The sequence below is a fragment of the Pseudomonas sp. DW-iso3 genome (genome assembly GCF_058725305.1).
This window is the reverse complement of record NZ_JBZXDZ010000003.1, coordinates 546,988-568,366: the sequence shown is the minus strand read 5'-3', so window position 1 is coordinate 568,366 and position 21,379 is coordinate 546,988. Positions and strand designations below refer to the sequence as shown.

General features: G+C 60.8%; 11 protein-coding genes. 3 read left to right on the top strand and 8 right to left on the bottom strand.

The annotated features are described in order from the left end of the window. Positions 1-47: 47 nt before the first annotated feature. The 4 genes from AC4PS7_RS11675 to AC4PS7_RS11660 form a co-directional block, all read right to left on the bottom strand. Positions 48-2,780: an RHS repeat-associated core domain-containing protein gene (locus tag AC4PS7_RS11675; protein ID WP_492179415.1), complete on the bottom strand. Its 2,733-nt coding sequence runs from the start codon at positions 2,778-2,780 to the stop codon at positions 48-50. Between the two features lie 125 nt (positions 2,781-2,905). After that, positions 2,906-5,788 carry an RHS repeat-associated core domain-containing protein gene (locus tag AC4PS7_RS11670; protein ID WP_080938481.1) on the bottom strand — a complete coding sequence of 961 codons (2,883 nt, stop codon included), beginning with the start codon at positions 5,786-5,788 and terminating at the stop codon, positions 2,906-2,908. A gap of 231 nt (positions 5,789-6,019) precedes the next feature. Further along, positions 6,020-6,313 (bottom strand): BolA family protein, encoded by a 294-nt coding sequence (locus AC4PS7_RS11665; RefSeq protein ID WP_010208898.1) that lies wholly within the window; start codon positions 6,311-6,313, stop codon positions 6,020-6,022. A 12-nt stretch (positions 6,314-6,325) separates the two neighbouring features. Then, on the bottom strand, positions 6,326-6,847 hold the full coding sequence (locus AC4PS7_RS11660) for a DUF2059 domain-containing protein (protein ID WP_010208895.1): 522 nt from the start codon (positions 6,845-6,847) through the stop codon (positions 6,326-6,328). A gap of 193 nt (positions 6,848-7,040) precedes the next feature. Between AC4PS7_RS11660 and AC4PS7_RS11655 the strand changes: the two genes are divergently transcribed. Further along, complete coding sequence (locus AC4PS7_RS11655) at positions 7,041-8,423, top strand: class II fumarate hydratase (protein WP_010208893.1); 1,383 nt, start codon at positions 7,041-7,043, stop codon at positions 8,421-8,423. On the opposite strand, the gene AC4PS7_RS11650 is transcribed toward AC4PS7_RS11655, so the two are convergent. From AC4PS7_RS11650 to AC4PS7_RS11635, 4 genes are all read right to left on the bottom strand, one after another. Next, on the bottom strand, positions 8,420-9,376 hold the full coding sequence (locus AC4PS7_RS11650) for a DMT family transporter (protein ID WP_010208891.1): 957 nt from the start codon (positions 9,374-9,376) through the stop codon (positions 8,420-8,422). The two genes, AC4PS7_RS11655 and AC4PS7_RS11650, sit on opposite strands and share 4 nt — an antisense overlap. A 130-nt stretch (positions 9,377-9,506) precedes the next feature. Then, positions 9,507-10,691, bottom strand: a complete 1,185-nt coding sequence (locus AC4PS7_RS11645; protein WP_010208890.1) for a thiolase family protein — start codon at positions 10,689-10,691, stop codon at positions 9,507-9,509. Between the two features lie 91 nt (positions 10,692-10,782). Then, positions 10,783-12,309: a polyphosphate:AMP phosphotransferase gene (pap, locus tag AC4PS7_RS11640; RefSeq protein ID WP_010208889.1), complete on the bottom strand. Its 1,527-nt coding sequence runs from the start codon at positions 12,307-12,309 to the stop codon at positions 10,783-10,785. A gap of 102 nt (positions 12,310-12,411) precedes the next feature. Continuing rightward, entirely contained in the window at positions 12,412-17,259 is a 4,848-nt protein-coding gene (locus tag AC4PS7_RS11635) for an NEL-type E3 ubiquitin ligase domain-containing protein (RefSeq protein WP_492179412.1), read from the bottom strand. A gap of 212 nt (positions 17,260-17,471) precedes the next feature. Here AC4PS7_RS11635 and mnmC point away from each other — a divergent pair, with 212 nt between their 5' ends. Both mnmC and AC4PS7_RS11625 read left to right on the top strand, forming a co-directional pair. Beyond that, on the top strand, positions 17,472-19,472 hold the full coding sequence (mnmC, locus tag AC4PS7_RS11630; protein WP_492179411.1) for a bifunctional tRNA (5-methylaminomethyl-2-thiouridine)(34)-methyltransferase MnmC2/FAD-dependent 5-carboxymethylaminomethyl-2-thiouridine(34) oxidoreductase MnmC1: 2,001 nt from the start codon (positions 17,472-17,474) through the stop codon (positions 19,470-19,472). A gap of 134 nt (positions 19,473-19,606) precedes the next feature. Further along, on the top strand, positions 19,607-21,379 hold the full coding sequence (locus AC4PS7_RS11625; protein ID WP_010208886.1) for an N-acetylglutaminylglutamine amidotransferase: 1,773 nt from the start codon (positions 19,607-19,609) through the stop codon (positions 21,377-21,379).

The window sequence follows — 21,379 nt, the reverse complement described above, 5'->3', positions numbered from 1 at the left end:
AGCGTGGCCACCTCACCATTGCAAGGCGGCCACGCTGAACCGTTCAGTCAGTGCGTCGCCCGTATTGAACCCCTGGAGCGGGATAGTGAGCTGACCGGTTTGTAGCGACGCCAAAGGGAAGGGTCGGACCGCCAAGGGGCGTCAACCTGTTGTTTCTGATGATAGAACGTCACATGGCCTGGCACGCGCGATCGATGTCGATAAAGCCAGCGCAGCTCCGAACCCGCGAAAGAGGTCTCGGTCTTATTGATCACGTTGGCCATATCCAGATGATCAAGCGCAAAATGCACATGGCGAATACTCTGAGGGTCCGTCAGCGTTTTCAACGCTGACTTACTGGCGCGACTGACCAGCTTGCCCTCGAACGTACGCAAGCTCATGCCATGGTCTAAAAGGGTTTTCTCGAACGAATAGGTACCAGAAGAATAGTCACTCACGAATTTCTTCGCGAACGCTCGGTTGGCGGCGGTCGACGTACAGCCCGCATACTTCGACTTAATGGCGTCATAGAACTGCTGCGCGATCGGTGCGCCATGCACCTGGAGCTGTTGTTCAAACTCATCGTCGGTGAGCCTGCCCTTCCCGTACTCAACGTACACAGGGATGAGTTCTGTTTTCAACCTCGCCATCGCCGCGCCCATCTCTTCAGCCCCGAAATAGGTGACCATTGCGTCCCCACGTGCCGTCAGCTTTGACCAAAAGCTGCGGTAGCTCGTCACGGTGCTGCCCTTACCGAAAATGATGTCGCCTCGACTGGGTTGAAATTGCTCGCCAAACGACGCTTGCGTGCCATCGGCATCCGTGAATCGCAGGGGGTTGCCCAACGTCATGGCGTACAGATTCAGACCGTCCACATCACCCAAAGGGTCCGGGCTGATCCATCGTTGCAACCACGGCGCGTAATACCGCGATCCGTAGTAATACAGCCCTGTCGCGTCGCGCTCCTTACCCGCGTAGCGGCGAACCTGATAGGTAGCCCTCTGCGTACCGTTGGTAGCCCACCACGCCGTTGCGCCATAAGGATAATAATGTTCCTGGCTCAACAACTGCGCTTGCCCGTCCAGCTCCAGTAAATGGCTATTGAGGTGATCAAGGATACTGAACTGAAGCTGTTCTTCACTCATATCACTGGGGCCACCGGCCTCCCACTGCAACACCGTGGCCCGGCCGCCGCCCGTATCAATGTCCAGCACACTCAAGCGCTTGCCAGGTTGTCCATGCAGGTGCAAACCCGGCAAGTAACACGTGATATGTGTATGGGGTTTGCCAGCGACCTGCTGGCTTCTGATCTTGGCTGCCCGCTGGCCTTGGCCATCGTAGAGGTAACGTTCCACATCAGGATCACCCTGCGCGCGCCGCACCTGCGTCGCGTGGGTGAGTTGATTACTTACGTTCCAGCCTAACTGCTGGCCGCTGCCGAGTATTTGTTGGTTGCCGTTGGCATCAAACATCGTTGCCCATGGTTGCGGCGCTCCATCAGTGACCGACAAGGCGCGATTGCTGCCCACCGCTACATTCATGTCCCGGGTATAACCTGCTCCACTGCTCGGCACATGGCGAAGACGTGTCAAGTTGCCATTCTCATCGTAAGTGTAATGCTGGGTGTAATTGCGCCAGAGTCCGGGGGCGGTTGCACCGAACGTCACCCGCTCCGCAGTTGCCTGACCACCTCTGTTGCCGGCATTTTCCCGACCGCTGGCCTGGGTTAACTGGTACAAACTGTCGTACTGGTAACGACTGACCGCATCAATGCGAGCATTGCTGTGCCATTTAGTCGGCTGGGCCTGGTCGCTGAGGCTGAGGATGTTACCTACCGGATCGTACTCGTACACAAGGTCCTGTAGAGGCTTGGCGGCCTCGCCCTTGCGATACACCGTCAGCTGCAACAAACGATTATCTTCGGCGGCGTATTTCGCCCTCTTGGTGACGTCATTGCCCATCCGTTCGGACTCCACCAGACCGCTGGCGTTGTACACACGCTGGTTCATCAACACTTGGCGCGTGCCCCCGCGCAGGGTCAGCGCAACCTCCAGCAGCCAGCCTTGTTGCCCATAGCGCTGGTGCCGACGATTGCCCTTGGCGTCGATCTGCTCCAACAGCGCCCCCAAGGCATCGTAGCGCCAGGTCGTGGTATGGGCGTTGGGCTCTAGCTGTTCGGCTTGAGTTTCATCGCTCGGCGGCCAGTCAACTGTCGGAGTATCCATGCGAAACCGTCGAGTCTGCTTGATGACGCTCCCACCGATCCCGTACCCACCCATCCACAAAACACCGGCCGGGTCCGCATGACGAATCAGTCGACCACAACGGTTGCCAGCCCTCTCGGCGGGCGCGGCTGCCGCATAGGTCAGGCGCTCGACACAACGCCGCGCCGGCTGATCCGCCGCTTGTTCGAAGATGGCCAAGGGGCGCACCTGGGTATCGTACTCATAACACTGGTGAGAGCCTCGGGCGTCCCAGCGTTCCAGCACTTGACCGCCCCCGCCCAACAGTGACATCTGCCAGCCGGCGTCCACACTGTCGGTACACAGCAATTGCCCCGAGAGGCTGTAATACTGGCGCTGATTGGGGCGGACGCTGGCCGATGCCGACTCACTCAGCGCGTGCAGCCGTGGGTCCCATTGTTCCAGCAACCTCCCTTGGCTGCCAAACACCCGGCGCTCAATACGTGCGCGGGGCAGGTCCTGGGAGGTGTCACGATGATAGGCCACGCTGCGGACCGCCAAACCACGAGGATCAATGGCCGATAGCGTGGGCGTATGTTGGTGCAGGAGATGAGACATGGCGTAACAACCTGAATAGCAGACGATCAGCCAAGCCTAGAGATAGCTCACACGCACACGTGGTACTGAGCGCAATGTAGTGTGTCGATATATGAATGAGCCGCTGCGGCGGCCCATTCATCCTCCTACTTTGTAGGCCGCGGGCCTCGGCGCCAGCCCGCCTCCAAGGTCGAATACCCGCGCCTGGCAAACTGTACGAAAAAGCCACGCCATTCGGTCAGCGCAGAAATCATCCCGCGGGCCACCATCACAATGTTGCGAGTCACCCGGCCCTGGGAGGCCACCGGCGAGCCCGTCAGCGCAACGGCCAATGCCTCGACACCGGACGCAGCCCAATGCGTCCACACCTGATTGAACATTCTGCTCAGCCCTCCGTGCGCCGTCGCGACAGGGTCCGGCAGCTGCAGGGTTTGACCATGGGAGTCATGGGTGGCCGTCGGGTGACCTCCACGAATCATCGTTCCCATCGCTGCATCGTAGGCCTCTATTGCGGGTGTGACATTGGGCAGCATCAACGCAGGCACTTCCCCGCCGTATACCGTGTTGGCCACCGTTGCGAGGCCATAGGCCGCCGTTGCTCCGGCGGTGCGCGTGACCCTGCCGCGCAGGGGCGTGCTGCCCCAGGAGACGCCGGTACCGTGCCCACGAAGGACCTGCTGCACGAGTTCCCTGGAGAGTGCGCGTACATGCCCACCCAACCGCCGGACTGCCACCGGGTCCCAGCTGTGCTCGGCTTGATCACCTATCGAGTCGCCATAAACGGTATACCCCACACCCGCAGCACCCGCAAAAAGAGCGCCGATCTGTGGCGCAAATCGCGTCCAGTTACCCGCGACACCGGTGCTCATATGTGCCGTGGAGACGGCATCCAGCACCGCGACGGTAAGGCGCAAGATTTGGTTGCGTTGGGCGGTGGGCTGGATGTTGCTGAAGACCGCCAGATCGACACCTGTCGAAATAGCATTGGCAATATAGGTGGATAAACCATCGCGAATCGCAGCCGATGCGCCCGCCTGCATCCTGGGTCGAGCAATACGCGCCATATGCGCGAGCCTGCGACTGATGGAAAGCCTGCGCAGTTGTGTCTGCCGGGGCTGCTCCAAAGCCGGTGTCGCCGTCAGCCCCTGCTCATCGACCTTGGTAACGGGGTTGCCGCCGACCATGGCGTACAAATTCAAGCCATCGGCATCGCCGGTCGGGTCCGGGCTGATCCAGCGACACAACCACGGCGCGTAATACCTGAAGCCGTAGTAGGACAGCCCACTGGCATCGCGCTCCTTGCCCGAATAACGGATGAATTTATAGCTCGCCTCGCTGGCGCTTTTCGCCGCCCACCACGCGGTACCACCGTAGGGATAATAGCTTTCCTGGCTGAGCAGCTGTGCCTGCTCACCCAGTTCCATCGTGCTGCTGCCCAAGTGGTCGGACAAGCCATAACGGATCTGCACATCCTGGCTGCTCCCCGAAGGGTGACGATCCCAGAACAGTAGCCGGACGGTAAGGGTACCGACATCGAGGTTGAGTACATTCAGTTGCTCACCCGTTGCACTGTCATGGCGAATCTCCAACCCTGGCAAGTAGCGCACCTGCGCCGTATGCGACACGCCCTTGGCGTGGGTTACCCGGCGCTTGAGGATGCGTCGACCGGTTGCGTCGTACGCATAGCGCTCCTCATCGTCGTTTCCTCCCTCGCGCTGCACCTGGGTGATGCGCACCAGTTGATTGCGCACATCCCAGCCCATCCCATGATGGCCCTCAAACGCTTGCAGATTGCCGTTGCGGTCAAAGTCCTGCCCCCACCCCGACACGGCACTGCCATCGGCCTGCGGCATGAAATGATTACTGGTGGCGGCCACGCTCATCCGGCGCGTGAAACCCGTGCCACTGCTGGGCACATGCTGCAACTCAAGCAAATTGCCGGCCGCGTCATAGCTGAACTGTTGGGTGTAGCGACGCCAGACGCTGTCGTCAGTCGAGCCGAACTCCAGCCTTGCGGGTAACGCGGGTCCCCCCTGGTTGCCAGCGGTTTCGCGCCCGCTGGCCTTGGTCAATTGCGATAATGTGTCGTACTCATAGACGCAGGCCGAACTGATCCGGGTGTTGCTCGACCATTGTGTCGGCTGGGCAAGGTCGTCGATCCGCACAATGTTGCCGACGCAATCATAATCGTAGGTCAGGTCTTGCAGCACTATGCTCGCCGCCCCTTGCACACGGGCACTCATCTGCCGCAAGCGACCATCGGTTTCACGGTAAAGCAGGGTACGCACAACGCCATTCCCCGCGCGCTCACTGATCACTCGGCCCGCCGCATTGTAGCGACGCTGGCCCATCAGCGGCGTGCGCACGCCGCCCGTGGGCAACACAACGATGCTCGCCGGTTGGCCGTCAATGCCATAGGCATACTCAAGGCGATTGCCCTTGGCATCCGTATGATGCAAGCGCTCACCCAGCGCGCTGAAACCCGTTGAGGCCTGGAAATGCTCAGGTTCCAGGCGTGCGTCGCGTTGTGCATCGTCCAGCGGCCAATCCAGCGCCGCAGTCGCCTGCCGGAAGCGTCGAGTTTGCCGGACAACTTCTCCGTGCAGACCATACAACTCGTGGAACAACGAACCACCGCCGTCATCATGCCGAATCACCCGGCCACAGCGATTGTGTGCGGCTTCCTCAAGCGAGTGTGAAGCATAGGCAATACGCTCGACACACAGCGGTTGCTCGTCATTGGCCGCTTGCTCGAAAACGGCGATGGGCCGCACGTATTGATCGTAGTGATGCGCCTGATGAGCGCCCCGCCCATCCCACTCTTCCAATAACTGCCCGGCCTCACCCGGTAACGTGAGCCGCCAGCCGGCATCCACGCTGTCGATGCGCAATGCATTCCCGCCAAGGCTGTAGACCGTGCGTTGATTGGCCTGGGTGCCAGCCTCTGAGTGCGACAATTGCAACAGACGCGGATCCCACTGCTCGATCATCAAGCCGGAACTGTCAAACACCTGACGATGAATGCGCACTTGCGGTTCAGACTGTGCGCTTGAGCGGTGATACTCGACGTTACGAACAATCAATCCACGTGGGTCGAATGCCGTAAGTGAGGGAGTGTTTCGATGAAGTGAAATAGGCATGATTTCCTGACCCCAATGACACAATGGTCAGAAAAGCCTAAGGATCATGTCTTGGAGAAAGGAGGTATCAGGGTATGCAGGCATCAACCGGTCATCGCCGGTTGAAACCTGCAGACAACCTCAATGCCCGCCGGCGCAGGTCGGCGAGGCCGGGGCTGCGTCGATTTTCGCCCATTCTTCAGGCGTGTAGGTATGCAGCGCCAGCGCATGAAACTCGCTCATCAGGTCACCCAGGGTGGCGTAGACCTTCTGGTGGCGCTTGACGCGGTTGAGCCCATCGAACTGCTGGCTCACCAGCACAGCCTTGAAGTGGGTCTGCAACCCACGGCTGTGCATATGGCTTTCATCCAGCACGCTCAAGTGATTCGGGCCCAGTGCGGCAAGTGCCGTTTCGATACGCTGTTGCATGGTCATTGCCGGCTCCACTTACTTCTTGGCAGGGGCGGCGGGTTTCTTCGCCGGTGCCAGTTCGTTGGTCATGTCTTCCAGCAGCTTGTTCACCACCGGCACGGCGCTTTCCAGCTTGGCCTGGGTCATCTGGGCCGATTGCTGGGTCAGTTGCGGCATTTTTTCCAGGACTTTCTTGCCCAACGGCGACTGGTAGAAAGCAACCAGGTCCTTGAGTTCGGATTCGCTGAAGTTGGTGGTGTAGAGCTTGACCATGTCCGGTTTCAGTTTTGGCCAGCCGATAGCCTGGTCCAGGGCAGCGTTGGCCTTGGCCTGGTAGCTGTCCAGTACGGACTGCTTGGCGGCAGGCGCCTTGGTCTGTTCGAAACGCTGGGCGAACATTTGCTGCACTTGCATGTACACCGGGGTACCCAGCTTGTCAGCGTGGGCCAGGGTAAGGAAGGCTTCGGCACTGGCGTTGTGGCTGGCGGTATCGGCAAAAACCTGGCCGCTGGCGCAAACCAGAGCAACCGCGGTACAGATGGCACGAAGACGAGTCATCGAGTTTCCTTTTCTAGCAGGCGAGGTAAGACCCCAAGGGCGCCCATTCTGCGCCTAAAAAACCTTAGGGCTCAACCCCAGGCCTCGTAGGACAAGGATTCTCGGGGGATGAACCCGATGAAACGTCTTTTAGGGAACCCCACCGGTCGATCAAGGCCTAAACTGCGCAAACAGACCTGAAGGAGTGTGCCCGATGAGCCGTATCGAAACCGACAGCCTGGGAGAAGTCCATGTCCCGGATGACGCTTACTGGGGCGCCCAGACCCAACGTTCACTGGTGAACTTCGCCATCGGCGAACAGCGCATGCCCCTCGCGGTACTGCACGCCCTGGCCCTGGTCAAGAAAGCGGCGGCACGGGTCAACGACCGTAATGGCGACTTGCCCGCCGACATCGCCCGCCTGATCGAACAGGCCGCCGACGAAGTACTCGCCGGGCAACATGACGACCAATTCCCCCTGGTGGTCTGGCAGACCGGCAGCGGCACCCAGAGCAACATGAACGCCAACGAAGTGATCGCCGGCCGCGCCAACGAACTGGCGGGCAACCAGCGCGGTGGCAAGAGCCCGGTGCACCCCAACGATCACGTCAACCGTTCCCAGAGTTCCAATGACTGCTTTCCCACAGCGATGAGCATCGCAGCCGTCCAGGCTGTGCATCAGCGTTTGTTACCGGCTATCGCCACGCTTTCCGGTGGTCTGGCCGAGCAGGCCGCCAAGCACATGAAGCTGGTGAAGACCGGCCGCACGCATATGATGGATGCCACGCCAATTACCTTCGGCCAGGAGCTCTCGGCCTTCATCGCCCAGCTCGATTACGCCGAACGCGCCATTCGCGCCGCCCTCCCCGCCGTCTGCGAATTGGCCCAGGGCGGCACGGCCGTCGGCACCGGGCTCAATGCGCCCCATGGCTTTGGCGAGGCGATTGCCTCCGAGCTGGCGGCGCTGTCGGGCTTGCCGTTCGTCACGGCGCCGAACAAATTCGCCGCCCTCTCCGGTCATGAACCGCTGGTGACCCTGCACGGCGCGCTGAAAACCCTGGCCGTGGCCCTGATGAAAATCGCCAACGACCTGCGCCTGCTGGGCTCCGGCCCGCGCACCGGCTTGGCCGAGGTGAAGTTGCCGGCCAACGAGCCGGGCAGTTCGATCATGCCGGGCAAGGTCAACCCGACTCAGTGCGAAGCGCTGTCGATGCTGGCCTGCCAAGTGCTGGGCAATGACGTGACCATCGGCATTGCCGCCAGCCAGGGGCATTTGCAGTTGAACGTGTACAAGCCGGTGATTATCCACAACCTGCTGGAATCCATCCGCCTGCTGGCCGACGGCTGCAACAACTTCCAGGAACACTGTGTGGCCGGGCTTGAGCCCGACCCCCTGCAAATGGCCGAGCATCTGGAACGCGGTCTGATGCTGGTAACCGCGCTCAACCCGCACATCGGCTACGACAAGTCGGCAGAAATCGCCAAGAAGGCTTACGCCGAAGGCCTGACCCTAAGGGAGGCCGCGCTGGACCTGGGCTACCTCACCGATGCGGAATTCGACCAGTGGGTTCGTCCGGAAGATATGCTGGGTGCCTAGGGCGCCACGCGTAACCGCCGGGCCTTGAGCCCGGCGAGCAACGACGGCGCCAGCGCCACGGTCGCCGAGCCCAGCACCACCACCAATGCCCCGGCATAACCCAGGGCGTTGATTTCTTCAGCCTGCACATACGCCGGCCACAGCCACGCCGCCAGGGCGACTGCCACAAAGGTCACCAGAGGTGTGAGCGCCAAGGTCGCGCTGACCCGCGACGCTTCCCAGTGGGCCAGCGCTTCGGCAAAGGCACCGTAGGCCACCAGGGTATTCATGCAGCACGCCAGCAACAGCCAGGCTTGCAGTGGGCTCAGGTCCAAGGCCTCCAGTGGATGCGCCCAAGGCGTGAGCAACAAGGCGCAGGTGAGGTAGATCACCATCATCACTTGCAGCGAATTCCATACCGTCAGCAACTGCTTCTGGCCCAGGGCGTAGAACACCCAAATAGACGTGGCGAGCAGGATGGTCAGCACGCCGGCGGTATAGGCGCCAAGGGACGTCAGCAACTCTTCCAGGCGCTGATTGAAGAACAGGCCGAAGCCTGCGATCAACACAAACAGCCCGAGTACCTGCCCGCGACTGAAGCGCTCCTTGAACACAAACACACTGGCGATCATCAAGAAGATCGGCCCCATCTGCACCACCAGTTGCGCCGTACCAGGGCTGAGCCTTTTCAGACCCACCAGGTACAACACGTAGTTGCCCACCAGCCCACACACCGCCATCCCTACCAGCCATCCGCCCTTGGGGCCCAACACGCTGCGTCTGGGCAAGCGCTTGGTCAGCGCCAGGTAGACGAACAGGCAACTGCCGGCCACGATCAGGCGAAACCAGGTGACGGTGATCGGGTCCATCACTTGCAGCACCTGCTTGAGTTTGATCGGCAGAATGCCCCAGAGCAGCGCGGTCAGCAGGGTCAGCAGAAAACCATAGACCCAGCGGCCGGAAGAGATGTGCATGAGTGCCCCAGAAGCCAGAGGAAGTGGAGCCGCATTCTAGGGGCAAGCGAAAGGATTGGGCTACGCCGCATTTCAAAATATGGGAGGGGGCGTGCCCCCTCCCACATTGACCTCATTTAGCCAATTGAAACTAGCGCACCGCTTCGAACAAGCCAGTGGCGCCCATGCCCCCGCCCACGCACATGGTGACGATGCCGTAACGCAGATTACGCCGTTGCAACTCACGCACCAGGTGCCCCACCTGCCGCGACCCGGTCATGCCGAACGGGTGCCCGATGGAAATCGAGCCGCCGTTGACGTTGTACTTGGCATTGTCGATTTCCAGGCGATTACGCGCATACAGGCACTGGGAGGCGAATGCTTCGTTGAGTTCCCACAGGTCGATGTCCGCCACCTGCAAGCCTTTGGCCTTGAGCAGCTTGGGCACCGAGAACACCGGGCCGATACCCATCTCGTCCGGTTCACAACCGGCCACCGTGAACCCACGGAAAAACGCCTTCGGCTTGAGCCCCAGTGCCAGGGCTTTTTCCAGGCTCATCACCAAGGTCATCGAAGCGCCGTCGGACAATTGCGACGAGTTACCCGCCGTCACCGAACCGTCTTCGGCGAACACCGGCTTCAAGCCCTGCAAGCTGGCCAGCGTGGTGTCCGGCCGGTTGCAATCATCGCGGTCGACTACGCCATCGAGCACCTGCGCTTCTCCGGTGTTCTTGTCTTCGACCTTGTACTTGACCGCCATCGGTACGATTTCATCGTCGAACAAACCATCAGCCTGAGCCTGGGCCGTACGTTGCTGGCTTTGCAGCGCATACATGTCCTGTTCTTCGCGGCTGACGCTATAGCGCCGCGCAACAATCTCGGCAGTCTGGCCCATGGGGAAATAGAGGCCCGGCACCTGCTCTTTCAGCAGCGGGTTGATCAGGTTGTCGGTGTTGACGCTTTTCAGGGTGAGGCTGATGGACTCGACGCCACCGGCGACGATGATATCGCTGCAGCCCGACGCGATCTGGTTGGCCGCGATGGCAATCGCCTGCAAGCCCGACGAGCAGAAGCGGTTGAGGGTCATGCCCGCCGTGCCGGTGCCCAGTTGCGACAACACCGCCACGTTGCGCCCGATGTTGTAGCCCTGGGCGCCTTCGTTGGAGCCGGCGCCGACGATGCAATCTTCCACGGTGGCCGGGTCGATACCGTTACGGGTGAGCAGCGCGTTGACGCAATGGGCCGCCATGTCATCCGGGCGGGTCTGGTTGAACTTGCCACGAAAGGATTTGGCCAGGCCGGTTCGTACGCTGTCGACGATCACTACTTCACGCATGGGCTACCTCGATCTTGTGAGGGTTGGGAGATGGATCGAGGATAGATCCAGCTCCCGTCAACCGCGACGATCATTCACCCTGTGGATAGGCCTACTTCTTCTTGCCTTTCTTGACTTTCTTGTCGTGCTTGTCGGATTTCTCGAACGCCTCTTCCAGCGCCTGGTTGATCGTGCGCAGCACCTTGACCCGCGCCCAGCGCTTGTCGTTGGCTTCCACCAACGTCCAGGGCGCGATTTCGGTGCTGGTACGGTCGACCATATCGCCCACGGCGGCACGGTAGTCGTCCCACTTGTCACGGTTGCGCCAGTCATCCTCGGTGATCTTGAAGCGCTTGAACGGGATTTCCTCGCGGGCCTGGAAGCGTTCCAGCTGGGTGGCCTTGTCGATGGCCAGCCAGAACTTGACCACAATCACACCCGCGTCGCGCAGTTGTTCTTCAAAGTCGTTGATCTCGCCATAAGCGCGCATCCAGTCCGTCGGGGTGCAGAAGCCCTCGATACGCTCCACCAGCACACGGCCGTACCACGAACGGTCGAACACGGTGAACATGCCCCGCGCCGGAATCTTCTGCCAGAACCGCCACAAATACGGTTGAGCGCGCTCATCTTCACTGGGCGCGGCAATCGGCACGATGTGGTACTGGCGTGGGTCCAGCGCCGCCGCTACCCGACGGATCGCCCCGCCTTTGCCTGCCGCATCGTTGCCTTCGAACACCGTGACCAACGCGTGCTTGCGCATGCGCTTGTCGCGCATCAGACCGGAGAAACGCGCCTGCTCGGTGATTAACTGTTCTTCGTAATCGTCCTTCTCCAGGCGTTGCGTCAGGTCGAGGCTGTCCAGCAGACTCTTCTTGTCCACCGACGCAATCAACGGCGCCGGATTCATACCGCTGGCCTTGCCTTTGGGCAGCTTCAGCGCATTTTGCATGCCCTCCAGCAGCAGCTTGCCCACGGTGAGCCCACGGTAATTGCTGTCGACCCCTTCGATCACATGCCACGGTGCATAGTCGCGGCTGGTACGACGCAGCACACGCTCACCGAAATGCACGAATTTGTCGTAGGTCTCGGACTGCTGCCAGTCCAGCGGGCTGATACGCCAGCTGTGCAGTGGGTCGTCGGCCAGGGACTTGAGCCGCGCCTTCATCTGCTTCTTGGACAGATGAAACCAGAACTTGAAGATCAGCGCGCCTTCATCGCACAGCATCTTTTCCAGGCGCTCGGCACCGGCAATGGCCTGGTCCAGACGTGCGTCCTTGATCTGCCCATGCACCCGGCCCTGCAGCATCTGGCTGTACCAGTTGCCGAAAAAGATCCCCATGCGGCCTTTGGCGGGCAGTTGCCGCCAGTAGCGCCAGGCGGGCGGACGGGCCAGTTCTTCGTCGGTCTGCTGGTCAAAGGTGCGCACTTCGATCAGGCGCGGGTCCATCCATTCATTGAGCAGCTTGACGGTCTCGCCCTTGCCGGCGCCTTCGATGCCGTTGATCAGGACGATCACCGGGAAGCGCTTCTGTTGTTGCAGTTCGTACTGCACTTCCAGCAGGGCTTCGCGCAAGGCCGGCACTTCGGCGTCATACGTGTCTTTGTCGATGGCGTGACCGATTTCGGCGGATTCGAACATGGGCAGCTCCGTTTCAAGATGACTCAAGACTAGCGGATTGGGCACCACGCCAGTCAAGGAATTCCAACAGGCTTGCCGTGGATCAATCATCGGGGGCGACGGCTAATTCCCCGGAACGTGGCAAATACCCAGGTCCTGATCCTTCAACATCTGCTGCGTGAGGCGTTCCACCACGCCGCTTATTGCTCGCCGGCGCGGCGAACGCAGGGCCTCCATTTGCTCGAGGTATTGCGCGTCGGTGAGGTTCTGGCTGTTCTCGAAGAGTGTTTGCTGCCGCGAATCGAAGGACGCTGTCGCTGACTGGAATGCCTCAGGAAATTGCTGTTTAAGGTGGGCTCTCCAGAACGCCAACTGTGTAATGAAACGCAGGAATGCAGGTGAGAGTTCTGCCGTGCGCACTTGGGAGTGCGCCACCTCCAGACCCTCGTTGGTCACATTGGCGAATAGTGCAAAATTCAGGTGCTTGGGCTGCCCCGGCAATTGCAGGGACTGGGCCAAGCCGACCCGGAATGCCAGGCTGACTTCCAGCGGGTCCACAGAAAAGTGTTCGGCAGCGTAGGTCGAAGCAATTTTTTCCAGCTCGCTAAGGCGAAACAAACCGCGGCTCAACTTCAACAGCGCCCCGGAGTTGCCCTGCGCGCGACCAGCCTGGAGCGTCGCGCTCTCAACCTCCTTCAAGACTTCCAACTGACTGAAAATCTGCGCAGTCCCATCTGAACAGTTCGCCGGATGAGCGGCCAGTTGAAAGACCCGCTCACGCAGCCCGACACTGTCATGGGTCGCCTGCAAGACCTCCCAGACGCGCCGGGTCAAATCCTCGCGTACGTAACGACTGTCCGCAGTCGCTGACAGTTGGGCCAGCAACTCGAACAATGGTGCCGATTCCGGATCGTCGCGAAGGTTGGCCCAAACCGCACGTTTGTGGGCATCTCGGCTGGCCGTGTCCTTTGGCAACCACAACGCCCTGGCTTTCAACTCGGTCATGCGAGGTTGATCGTCCTCGACATACCCCATGCCAATCCCCACTTCGTCGCGATAACGCTCAAGTGCCTCGACCGTCGAACGGGATAACGGGTTACCGCCCAGGTTAACCGACTGGCTGAAACTACGCGGCGTGGTAAACACCCACTCGGGCAGCACCGTGATCGAGTTGCCGCGAAGGTCCATTTGCTCCAACTGGGCCAACCGCCCGAGCCCTACGGGCAGGTCGGTGATTTTTGTGTCCTGCAATAACAGCGTATGCAAATCACGCATCTTGCCGACATCCACCAGCTTTTCCAGGGGATTGTGGCTCAAGTCCAGCCTCCGCAACGTGCTCATGTCAGCCAATTTCACCCGGGTGTATTCGGTCAGGGCCAACCGGTTGCGGGGCATCGACAGACTGTCGAGCGCCAACATGCGTGAGAGTATTTCCGGTAATCGGGTCAGACGGTTTCGGTCCAGGTCCAGACGCCTCAGCCCCTTGAAACACTTCAGGAAATAAGCGACATCATCGCCTAACTGCATGTTCTTGAGTGACAGCTGCTCGACATGGTCGAAACGGATTTCAGGGGGCAGCGTCGGCAACGAACCAATGCGCATCCCGTCCAGGTTTAAACTGGGTACGGACGTCTGGTGTTCATTCAGAGCAAAACTTTGACGTCGCCAACAGGCCTCAAGGCGCTCTGCCACCTGCTCGCGGCTATACCGGATGTCACTCAGGCCCGGCTGTTTATCCAGGCCCTGGATATCGCTCTTCCAGTGCCTGAGCAGTGCTCGCAAATGAGCCAGCTCTGCCTCCAGACGCTTTACCGCCTTGGCCCGGGAAAGATGGTCTGCGCCCAAGGCCAGCAGCAACGACGACACTTGCCCGTCACTGAACAAGGGGTATAACCCTTTCACCTTACGCACCAGCGCGGGCGGATGAACCAACGGCCCCGTCGGTGAGTCGGCCATTCTGCAGGACGCTGCCTCCAGCACGGGCTCTTTGACTTTGCCGGAAAACGCTTCGGCGGCCAGTTCCCGTTCCCCCTTCGCCTGCGACGCGCACATGTAGCGCAACCGCCAGAGGTTGCTGGCCTCCTCGGGTGGTAAACCCAGTGCCACCCGCTGGCGACCCGTCAGCGCCGCATCAATTGCCTCGAACAGGCCGTCCGGTCCGGCATAAGGCCCACCGATACGCAGGCCCTTGTCATTGAACGCTTCAAACCCGGCGTCCGATCTGACCACGACTCGCCGCACGCTGGCCCCAGTGAGTGCGCCCAAGGCCAGCAACTCGCCCTGTGGCGAATCCTCGCGCAACTCGAGCTGCAATTCCCGCCCCCACCCCGCTACACGCGGCATTGACCGGACCGCGAGGAGCGCGGTATCCAGGCTGGCCAACTCTGGCTGCTCAAACCCCATCAGGGCGCGGTCCAGGCGTTGCTCCCCAAGGGCACGTTGCACTGCCTCGGCCAGTGCCATGGGAATCCGTTGATTATCGTGCAGGGACTCACGCTGCACCGTTGAGGTCTCGGCCATCAATTCGCGCAGCAGCGTACAGGGCAATTGCGGATAGGCACGCCGGAGCAACGCCCCTTCGGGCGGGACTGGGCCGTCATAGGCCTGATACAGCTGCTCAAACAACGGCTTGTGATCAGCCTTGAGCTGCGCGAGCAACTGACGGGACAGCACCGCGTGCTCCTGATCGGCCGCAACACCCTCTCCCAGCAGGGCGACTTTTTGTGGCTCATCCAACCCGGACAACAGCACATCGAACACTTTCCCCTCGCTGAGCATCTGCTCGGTGACCGGCAAACGCAGGCTCACGGGGTTAGACGCTGCGTTGGCGGGGTAGCGGGCCTTGACGCTGCCCTGGGCATCCAGCAGCTCAAAATAGCGTCCCTCAGGCCACCCTTGTAACAGGGGCAAGGCGTGCATCTGCACGGTTGAGTTTTCGAGGCTGGGGGAGGCACCGTTTTCCAACTGCCAGATCAAATCGCGAATGGACTGATCCAGCCTGAAACGCTCGTACAGGTCGCGAAAGCGTGCGGGAAAGGGTAAGCACTCCTGGGCCTGATAGACGCCCCAATCGTGGGGTTTGTCCATAATGGACTTGATCTGTAGAAGTTTCCTTGGCGGGAGCGAGGCGCCGGGGCCCGTCGGTTTCAAGCGTGAAAAGAGATACTCGGGGTCGTCCCACTCGTCAGGTTTTTCCAACGCAAAACGCCAACACCCCTCACCGTTATGCAGCACTTCGGGGCGATAAGCCGTGTGCCGAGCCGGGTGGTGTGCCCGCCACTGACCCAGTTTGGCGTCGAACGAAACCCGGTGCACACAATCATTGATCACGACATATGAATGCCCCTCCACCTTGTAGACGCCAGAAGCGTCCGCCGGCTCGTCGTCGATAAGGCTCCGATCGTGGGCGTACTGGATGAAATTGGGGCGCCACAGCCGCTGGTTCCCATCAGCCGGGCGAACCACTTCATACTTACCAAAAAAGCTGTCCAGGCTAAGGCCGCTGCGCTTGAGTACCGACCCGACCACCTTGCTCCCTGCCGCGAATAACACCATCGAGGTGATAGTTTCCGCCACCCCCGCCAACTGCTTGAACGCCTCTTCCTTGTCACCCCGGCGCCAATCTTCAATGCCCTCATATAGCTCCCCGAGCATTTGGCCCAGCGCCACGCCCGTCATCAACATCCCCAGCTCCGGGACGACAAACCCGGCGAGGTTGAGCACCGTCAACCCGGCATCCAGGTACGCCTGCAAGCGCTGCTCACGGACCTCTTCATCCACGTCAGCCACCGGCACCGCCAGCGCCCGAGCATCGGCTTGCAGCTTTGCTGTGTAAGCGTCGAAAAAATGCTGCGCCAGGCTGACCGTAATGCGGTTTTCTTGCAGCACCCCCAGCGTGTGGGCATGTTCGAAACGGCTAAAGAAACCGGCCCGGTCGCCCTGACTCAGGTAGCGGCTAAAGAAGGTACGGTAGGTCGCCACTTCACTCTTGCGTTTGAGGTAGACCTGGAAATCGTCCAGCGAGGAATACTCAAACAATGGCCGCTCGGGCTCATTGGGCATATACACCACACAAGGCTCATGCGGGTATTGCACAATCGATCGACCCGAGAACACCAGGATGCTCCACAAGCAACCGCCCTGTGTATTCAACCCCTGCCAAATGACCGGAAGCCCTTGAAACCGCACCCCTGCCGCCTGAGCCTGGGACGGTGTGAGTGAGCGGTCCAGCAATGTGCACAGCATCCCATAGGTGGCCTGGGTGATATCCCCCCGCATCAGGGCGATGTGGGTATCGATTTTCATATCCAGGGTTTTCATCCGGCCAATATCGGTCGCCACATCATTGATGTAGGGCTCATCACTCGCCGGGGCGCTGTCCAGTTTGAGCACGTCACGGATGTGCTGCTGATACAAGCGGCCAAGATCCAGGGCCCGACACCCCTGGGCAAACGCATGGGGTGACAGGCCGATGACCTCCCCCGCCGCAGACCCCGACTGCAGCAACGACCCTGCCGGATAGTGTTGCGCTTGCGCCTCTTGCTCAGAAAAGTTCTGCATCGCCACATGCAACAGGCTGTCCCGCACCAGCCTCACCTTTTTCACGTACTGCAACGGTAAAAGCTCTGTCTCGTACTCGTTCACAGCACGCACGAAGCGATCTTTTTTGGGCTCCAGCGTCAACTGCCACCGTGTCTGGCAGTAGTCCTTGAGCCGCTCATTGCAAAACTCATCCAGCGCCTGCAAGGGCTTCATGCGCTCGGCGACGCTCGCCTGGGCACCGGCCACCTGTACGACCTCTCTCTCCAGTGCTTGCAGCACGCCAGGCGGCGCATTGACCATCCAACCCGGCAGCTTTTTTTGCAGCAGTTGGGCCTTGTCCAGATCGCCGGTCATTTCCAGTAAAGCTGCTTGCAGTTGCCTCTGGGTCAACTGGTTCAACTTGTTATTCAAATCATCCTTGGGCCGCATCAGCAATATCCTTTATTGCCAGAAAATCAAGGAATGACGATACCGCAGCGGCCTGCGCGGAATTAACGCTGATTGTTGATGGGTTGGCGGGCGCGCACAGCAGTATTTCCCATGCAAAAACTGTAGGGCTACCACCCTGGATCAGCCCTGTGGCGCGTGATCGGCTAGAATGGCCGCCTTGCCTTTGCCTGCGTTATTTTTATGAGCCGCCCATGAACCCCGTAACCCACGCCCAGCTCGACTGGGACGACCAAGGCCGCCCGCGTTCGCGAGTCTTCGACGATGTGTACTTCTCCGACAAGTCGGGCCTTGAAGAAACCCGCTATGTGTTCCTTGAGCAGAACCGTTTGCAAGAGCGCTTTGCCGCCTTGCCGGTGGGCGGTCGGTTGGTGATTGGCGAGACCGGTTTCGGCACGGGCTTGAATTTCCTATGCGCCTGGCAACTGTTTGAACAACACGCGGTAGCCGGTGCGCACCTGCACTTTGTCAGCGTAGAAAAGTACCCGTTGAGTCGCGCCGACCTGCAACGTGCCCTCGCCCTCTGGCCCGAGTTGCAGCCCTTGGCCGCGCAACTGCTGGCCCAGTACATCGCCATTCACCAGGGTTTCCAGCGCCTGGTGCTGGATAACGGTCGCGTGACCTTGACCCTGTTGATCGGCGATGCCCTGGAGCAGTTGCCACAACTGGACGCACAGGTCGATGCATGGTTTCTCGACGGCTTCGCCCCGGCGAAAAACCCGGAAATGTGGACCGCCGAGCTGTTTGCCGAACTGGCGCGCCTGGCGGCTCCAGGTTCGACCATCAGCACCTTCACCAGCACCGGTTGGGTACGCCGGCTGATCAATGCCGCCGGGTTCAAAATGAAACGCACGCCGGGCATTGGCCACAAGTGGGAGATCCTGCGCGGCGAATTCCTCGGCTGGCCGGCGGACGCACCCGCACCGTCCGCTGCCAAACCATGGTTTGCGCGCCCTGCGGCGTTAGCGGGCGAACGGCACGCGCTGGTCATCGGCGGCGGCCTGGCCGGTTGCGCCACCGCCTCCAGCCTGGCGGCACGCGGTTGGCAAGTCAGCCTGCTGGAGCGCCACGCGAGCCTGGCCCAGGAGGCCTCGGGTAATCCGCAGGGCGTGCTGTACCTCAAGCTGTCGGCCCATGGCACAGCGCTGTCGCAACTGATCGTCGCTGGATTCAGTCACACCCGGCGCCTGCTGGAGCACCTGCACCGTGGCGTCGACTGGGACGGCTGCGGCGTGCTGCAACTGGCCTTCAACGCCAAGGAAGCCGAGCGCCAGGCACAGCTTGCACACGCGTTTGCACCGGACCTGCTGCACCTGCTGGACCGTGATCAGGCTCAACAACAGGCGGGGATCAGGCTGGCCCAGGGCGGTCTGTTTTTCCCGAAAGGTGGCTGGGTGCATCCTCCGGCGCTGTGCCAATGGCAAGCGGCGCATCCGCTGATTAAGGTACTCACTCATCATGAGGCCCTTGAGTTGCACCGTGTCGACGACCAGTGGCAAGCCCGCGACGGCGATAGGGTACTGGCCAGCGCCACGGTGGTCGTGCTCGCCGGGGCTGCCGACATCAAGCGATTCGCGCTGAGCGCTGACTTGCCGCTCAAGCGTATTCGCGGGCAAATCACTCGGCTGGCGCAAACAACGGCCAGTGCGGCCCTGACCACGGTGGTCTGCGCCGAGGGTTATGTCGCGCCAGCCCGGTGTGGCGAACACACCTTGGGTGCCAGCTTTGATTTCAACAATGACGACCTCACACCAACGGTTGCCGAACATGCCGGCAACCTGGCGATGCTGCGCGAGATTTCCGAAGACCTGGTGCAGCGCCTGGGGGCCAATCAACTGGCACCTGAACAACTGGAGGGCCGTGCCGCGTTTCGTTGCACCAGCCCTGACTACCTGCCAATCGTCGGGCCATTGGCCGACACCGAGGCGTTCCAGCGCACTTATGCGGTACTGAGTAAAGATGCCCGCCAGGTACCGGACATGCCCTGCCCGTGGCTGCCGGGGGTGTACATCAACAGCGGCCACGGCTCTCGCGGGCTGATCACCGCGCCACTCTGTGGCGAGTTGCTCGCCGCCTGGCTGAATGACGAACCGCTGCCGGTTCCGGCCAGCGTAGCCGAGGCGTGCCACCCGAATCGGTTTGCCCTGCGCGCGTTGGTGAGAGGCAAGTCAACGGTCAACAAAGAGCGGCATTGAAGCCATCACGGCTATTTGCCTTATAACTTATTGGTCTAAAACTCCGCGGATAGCACTGGGTCAGTTTCTGGGTACGCGCCCTTTGGGCGTATTGAGAATGGCCCCTCCCCAACGGAAAAACCGGTAAGGAATTTATGTGCGGATTAGCTGGAGAATTACGTTTCGATGCCCAACCTGCCGACCTGGCTGCGATTGAGCGCATCACCCATCACCTGGCCCCACGCGGCCCTGATGCCTGGGGCTTTCATGCCCAAGGGCCGATTGCCTTGGGCCACCGTCGCCTGAAAATCATGGACCTTTCGGACGGCTCAGCCCAACCGATGGTCGATTCGCAGCTCGGCCTCAGCCTGGCCTTCAACGGCGCGATCTATAACTTCCCGGAATTGCGTCAAGAGCTGGAAGCCTTGGGCTACGCCTTCTATTCCGGTGGCGACACCGAAGTCCTCCTCAAGGGTTATCACGCCTGGGGCGAGGCGCTGCTGCCCAAGCTCAATGGCATGTTTGCCTTTGCCATCTGGGAACGTGATGCCCAGCGACTGTTTATTGCCCGCGACCGCCTTGGGGTGAAGCCCTTGTACCTGTCGCGCACCGGCCAGCGCCTGCGCTTCGCCTCGGCATTGCCCGCGCTGCTCAAGGGCGGTGATATCAACCCGATCCTCGATCCGGTCGCCCTCAATCACTATCTGAATTTCCATGCCGTGGTGCCTGCGCCGCGTACCTTGCTGGCGGGCATTGAAAAACTGCCGCCGGCGAGCTGGATGCGCATCGACGCCAGCGGCAAGACAGAACAGAAAACCTGGTGGACCCTGCCCTACGGCCCACATGAAGATGAAAAAAACCTGACCCTGGAAGACTGGACCGACCGCGTCCTCGACAGCACGCGCGAAGCCGTGGCCATTCGCCAACGCGCGGCGGTGGATGTGGGCGTGCTGCTTTCCGGTGGCGTCGACTCAAGCATGCTCGTCGGCCTGCTGCGGGAAGTGGGCGTGCAGGATCTGTCGACATTTTCCATCGGTTTTGAAGACGCCGGCGGCGAGGCCGGGAACGAGTTCCAGTACTCCGACCTGATCGCCAAGCACTATGGCACCCGCCACCACCAGTTACGCATCGCCGAAAGCGAGATCATCGAGCAATTGCCGGCGGCGTTCCGTGCCATGAGCGAGCCGATGGTCAGCCACGATTGCATCGCCTTCTACCTGCTGTCGCGGGAAGTGGCCAAGCATTGCAAAGTGGTGCAGAGCGGCCAGGGCGCAGATGAACTGTTCGCCGGTTACCACTGGTACCCGCAGGTGGACGGCGCGAGCGATCCCTATGCCGCTTACCGCGACGCGTTTTTCGACCGCAGTTACGACGATTACGCGGCCACTGTCGCGCCGAAATGGCTGACTGCCAATGATGCCGCCGGCGACTTCGTGCGCGAACATTTCGCCATGCCCGGCGCCGACGCCGCCGTGGACAAGGCTCTGCGCCTGGACAGCACGGTGATGCTGGTAGATGACCCGGTCAAACGCGTCGACAACATGACCATGGCCTGGGGCCTGGAAGCACGTACGCCGTTTCTCGATTACCGCCTGGTCGAACTCTCGGCCCGCGTGCCCGGCCAGTTCAAACTGCCCGACGGCGGCAAGCAAGTCTTGAAGGAGGCCGCGCGCCGCGTGATTCCGAGCGAAGTCATCGACCGTAAGAAAGGCTACTTCCCGGTGCCGGGCCTCAAGCATTTGCAGGGCGATACCCTGAACTGGGTGCGTGAACTGCTGCTCGACCCGAGCCAGGATCGCGGCCTGTTCAACCCGACCATGCTCGACCGCTTGCTCACCGACCCGCAAGGCCAACTGACCCCGCTGCGCGGCTCCAAGCTGTGGCAACTGGCGGCGCTGAACCTGTGGCTCAGCGAACAAGGAATCTGA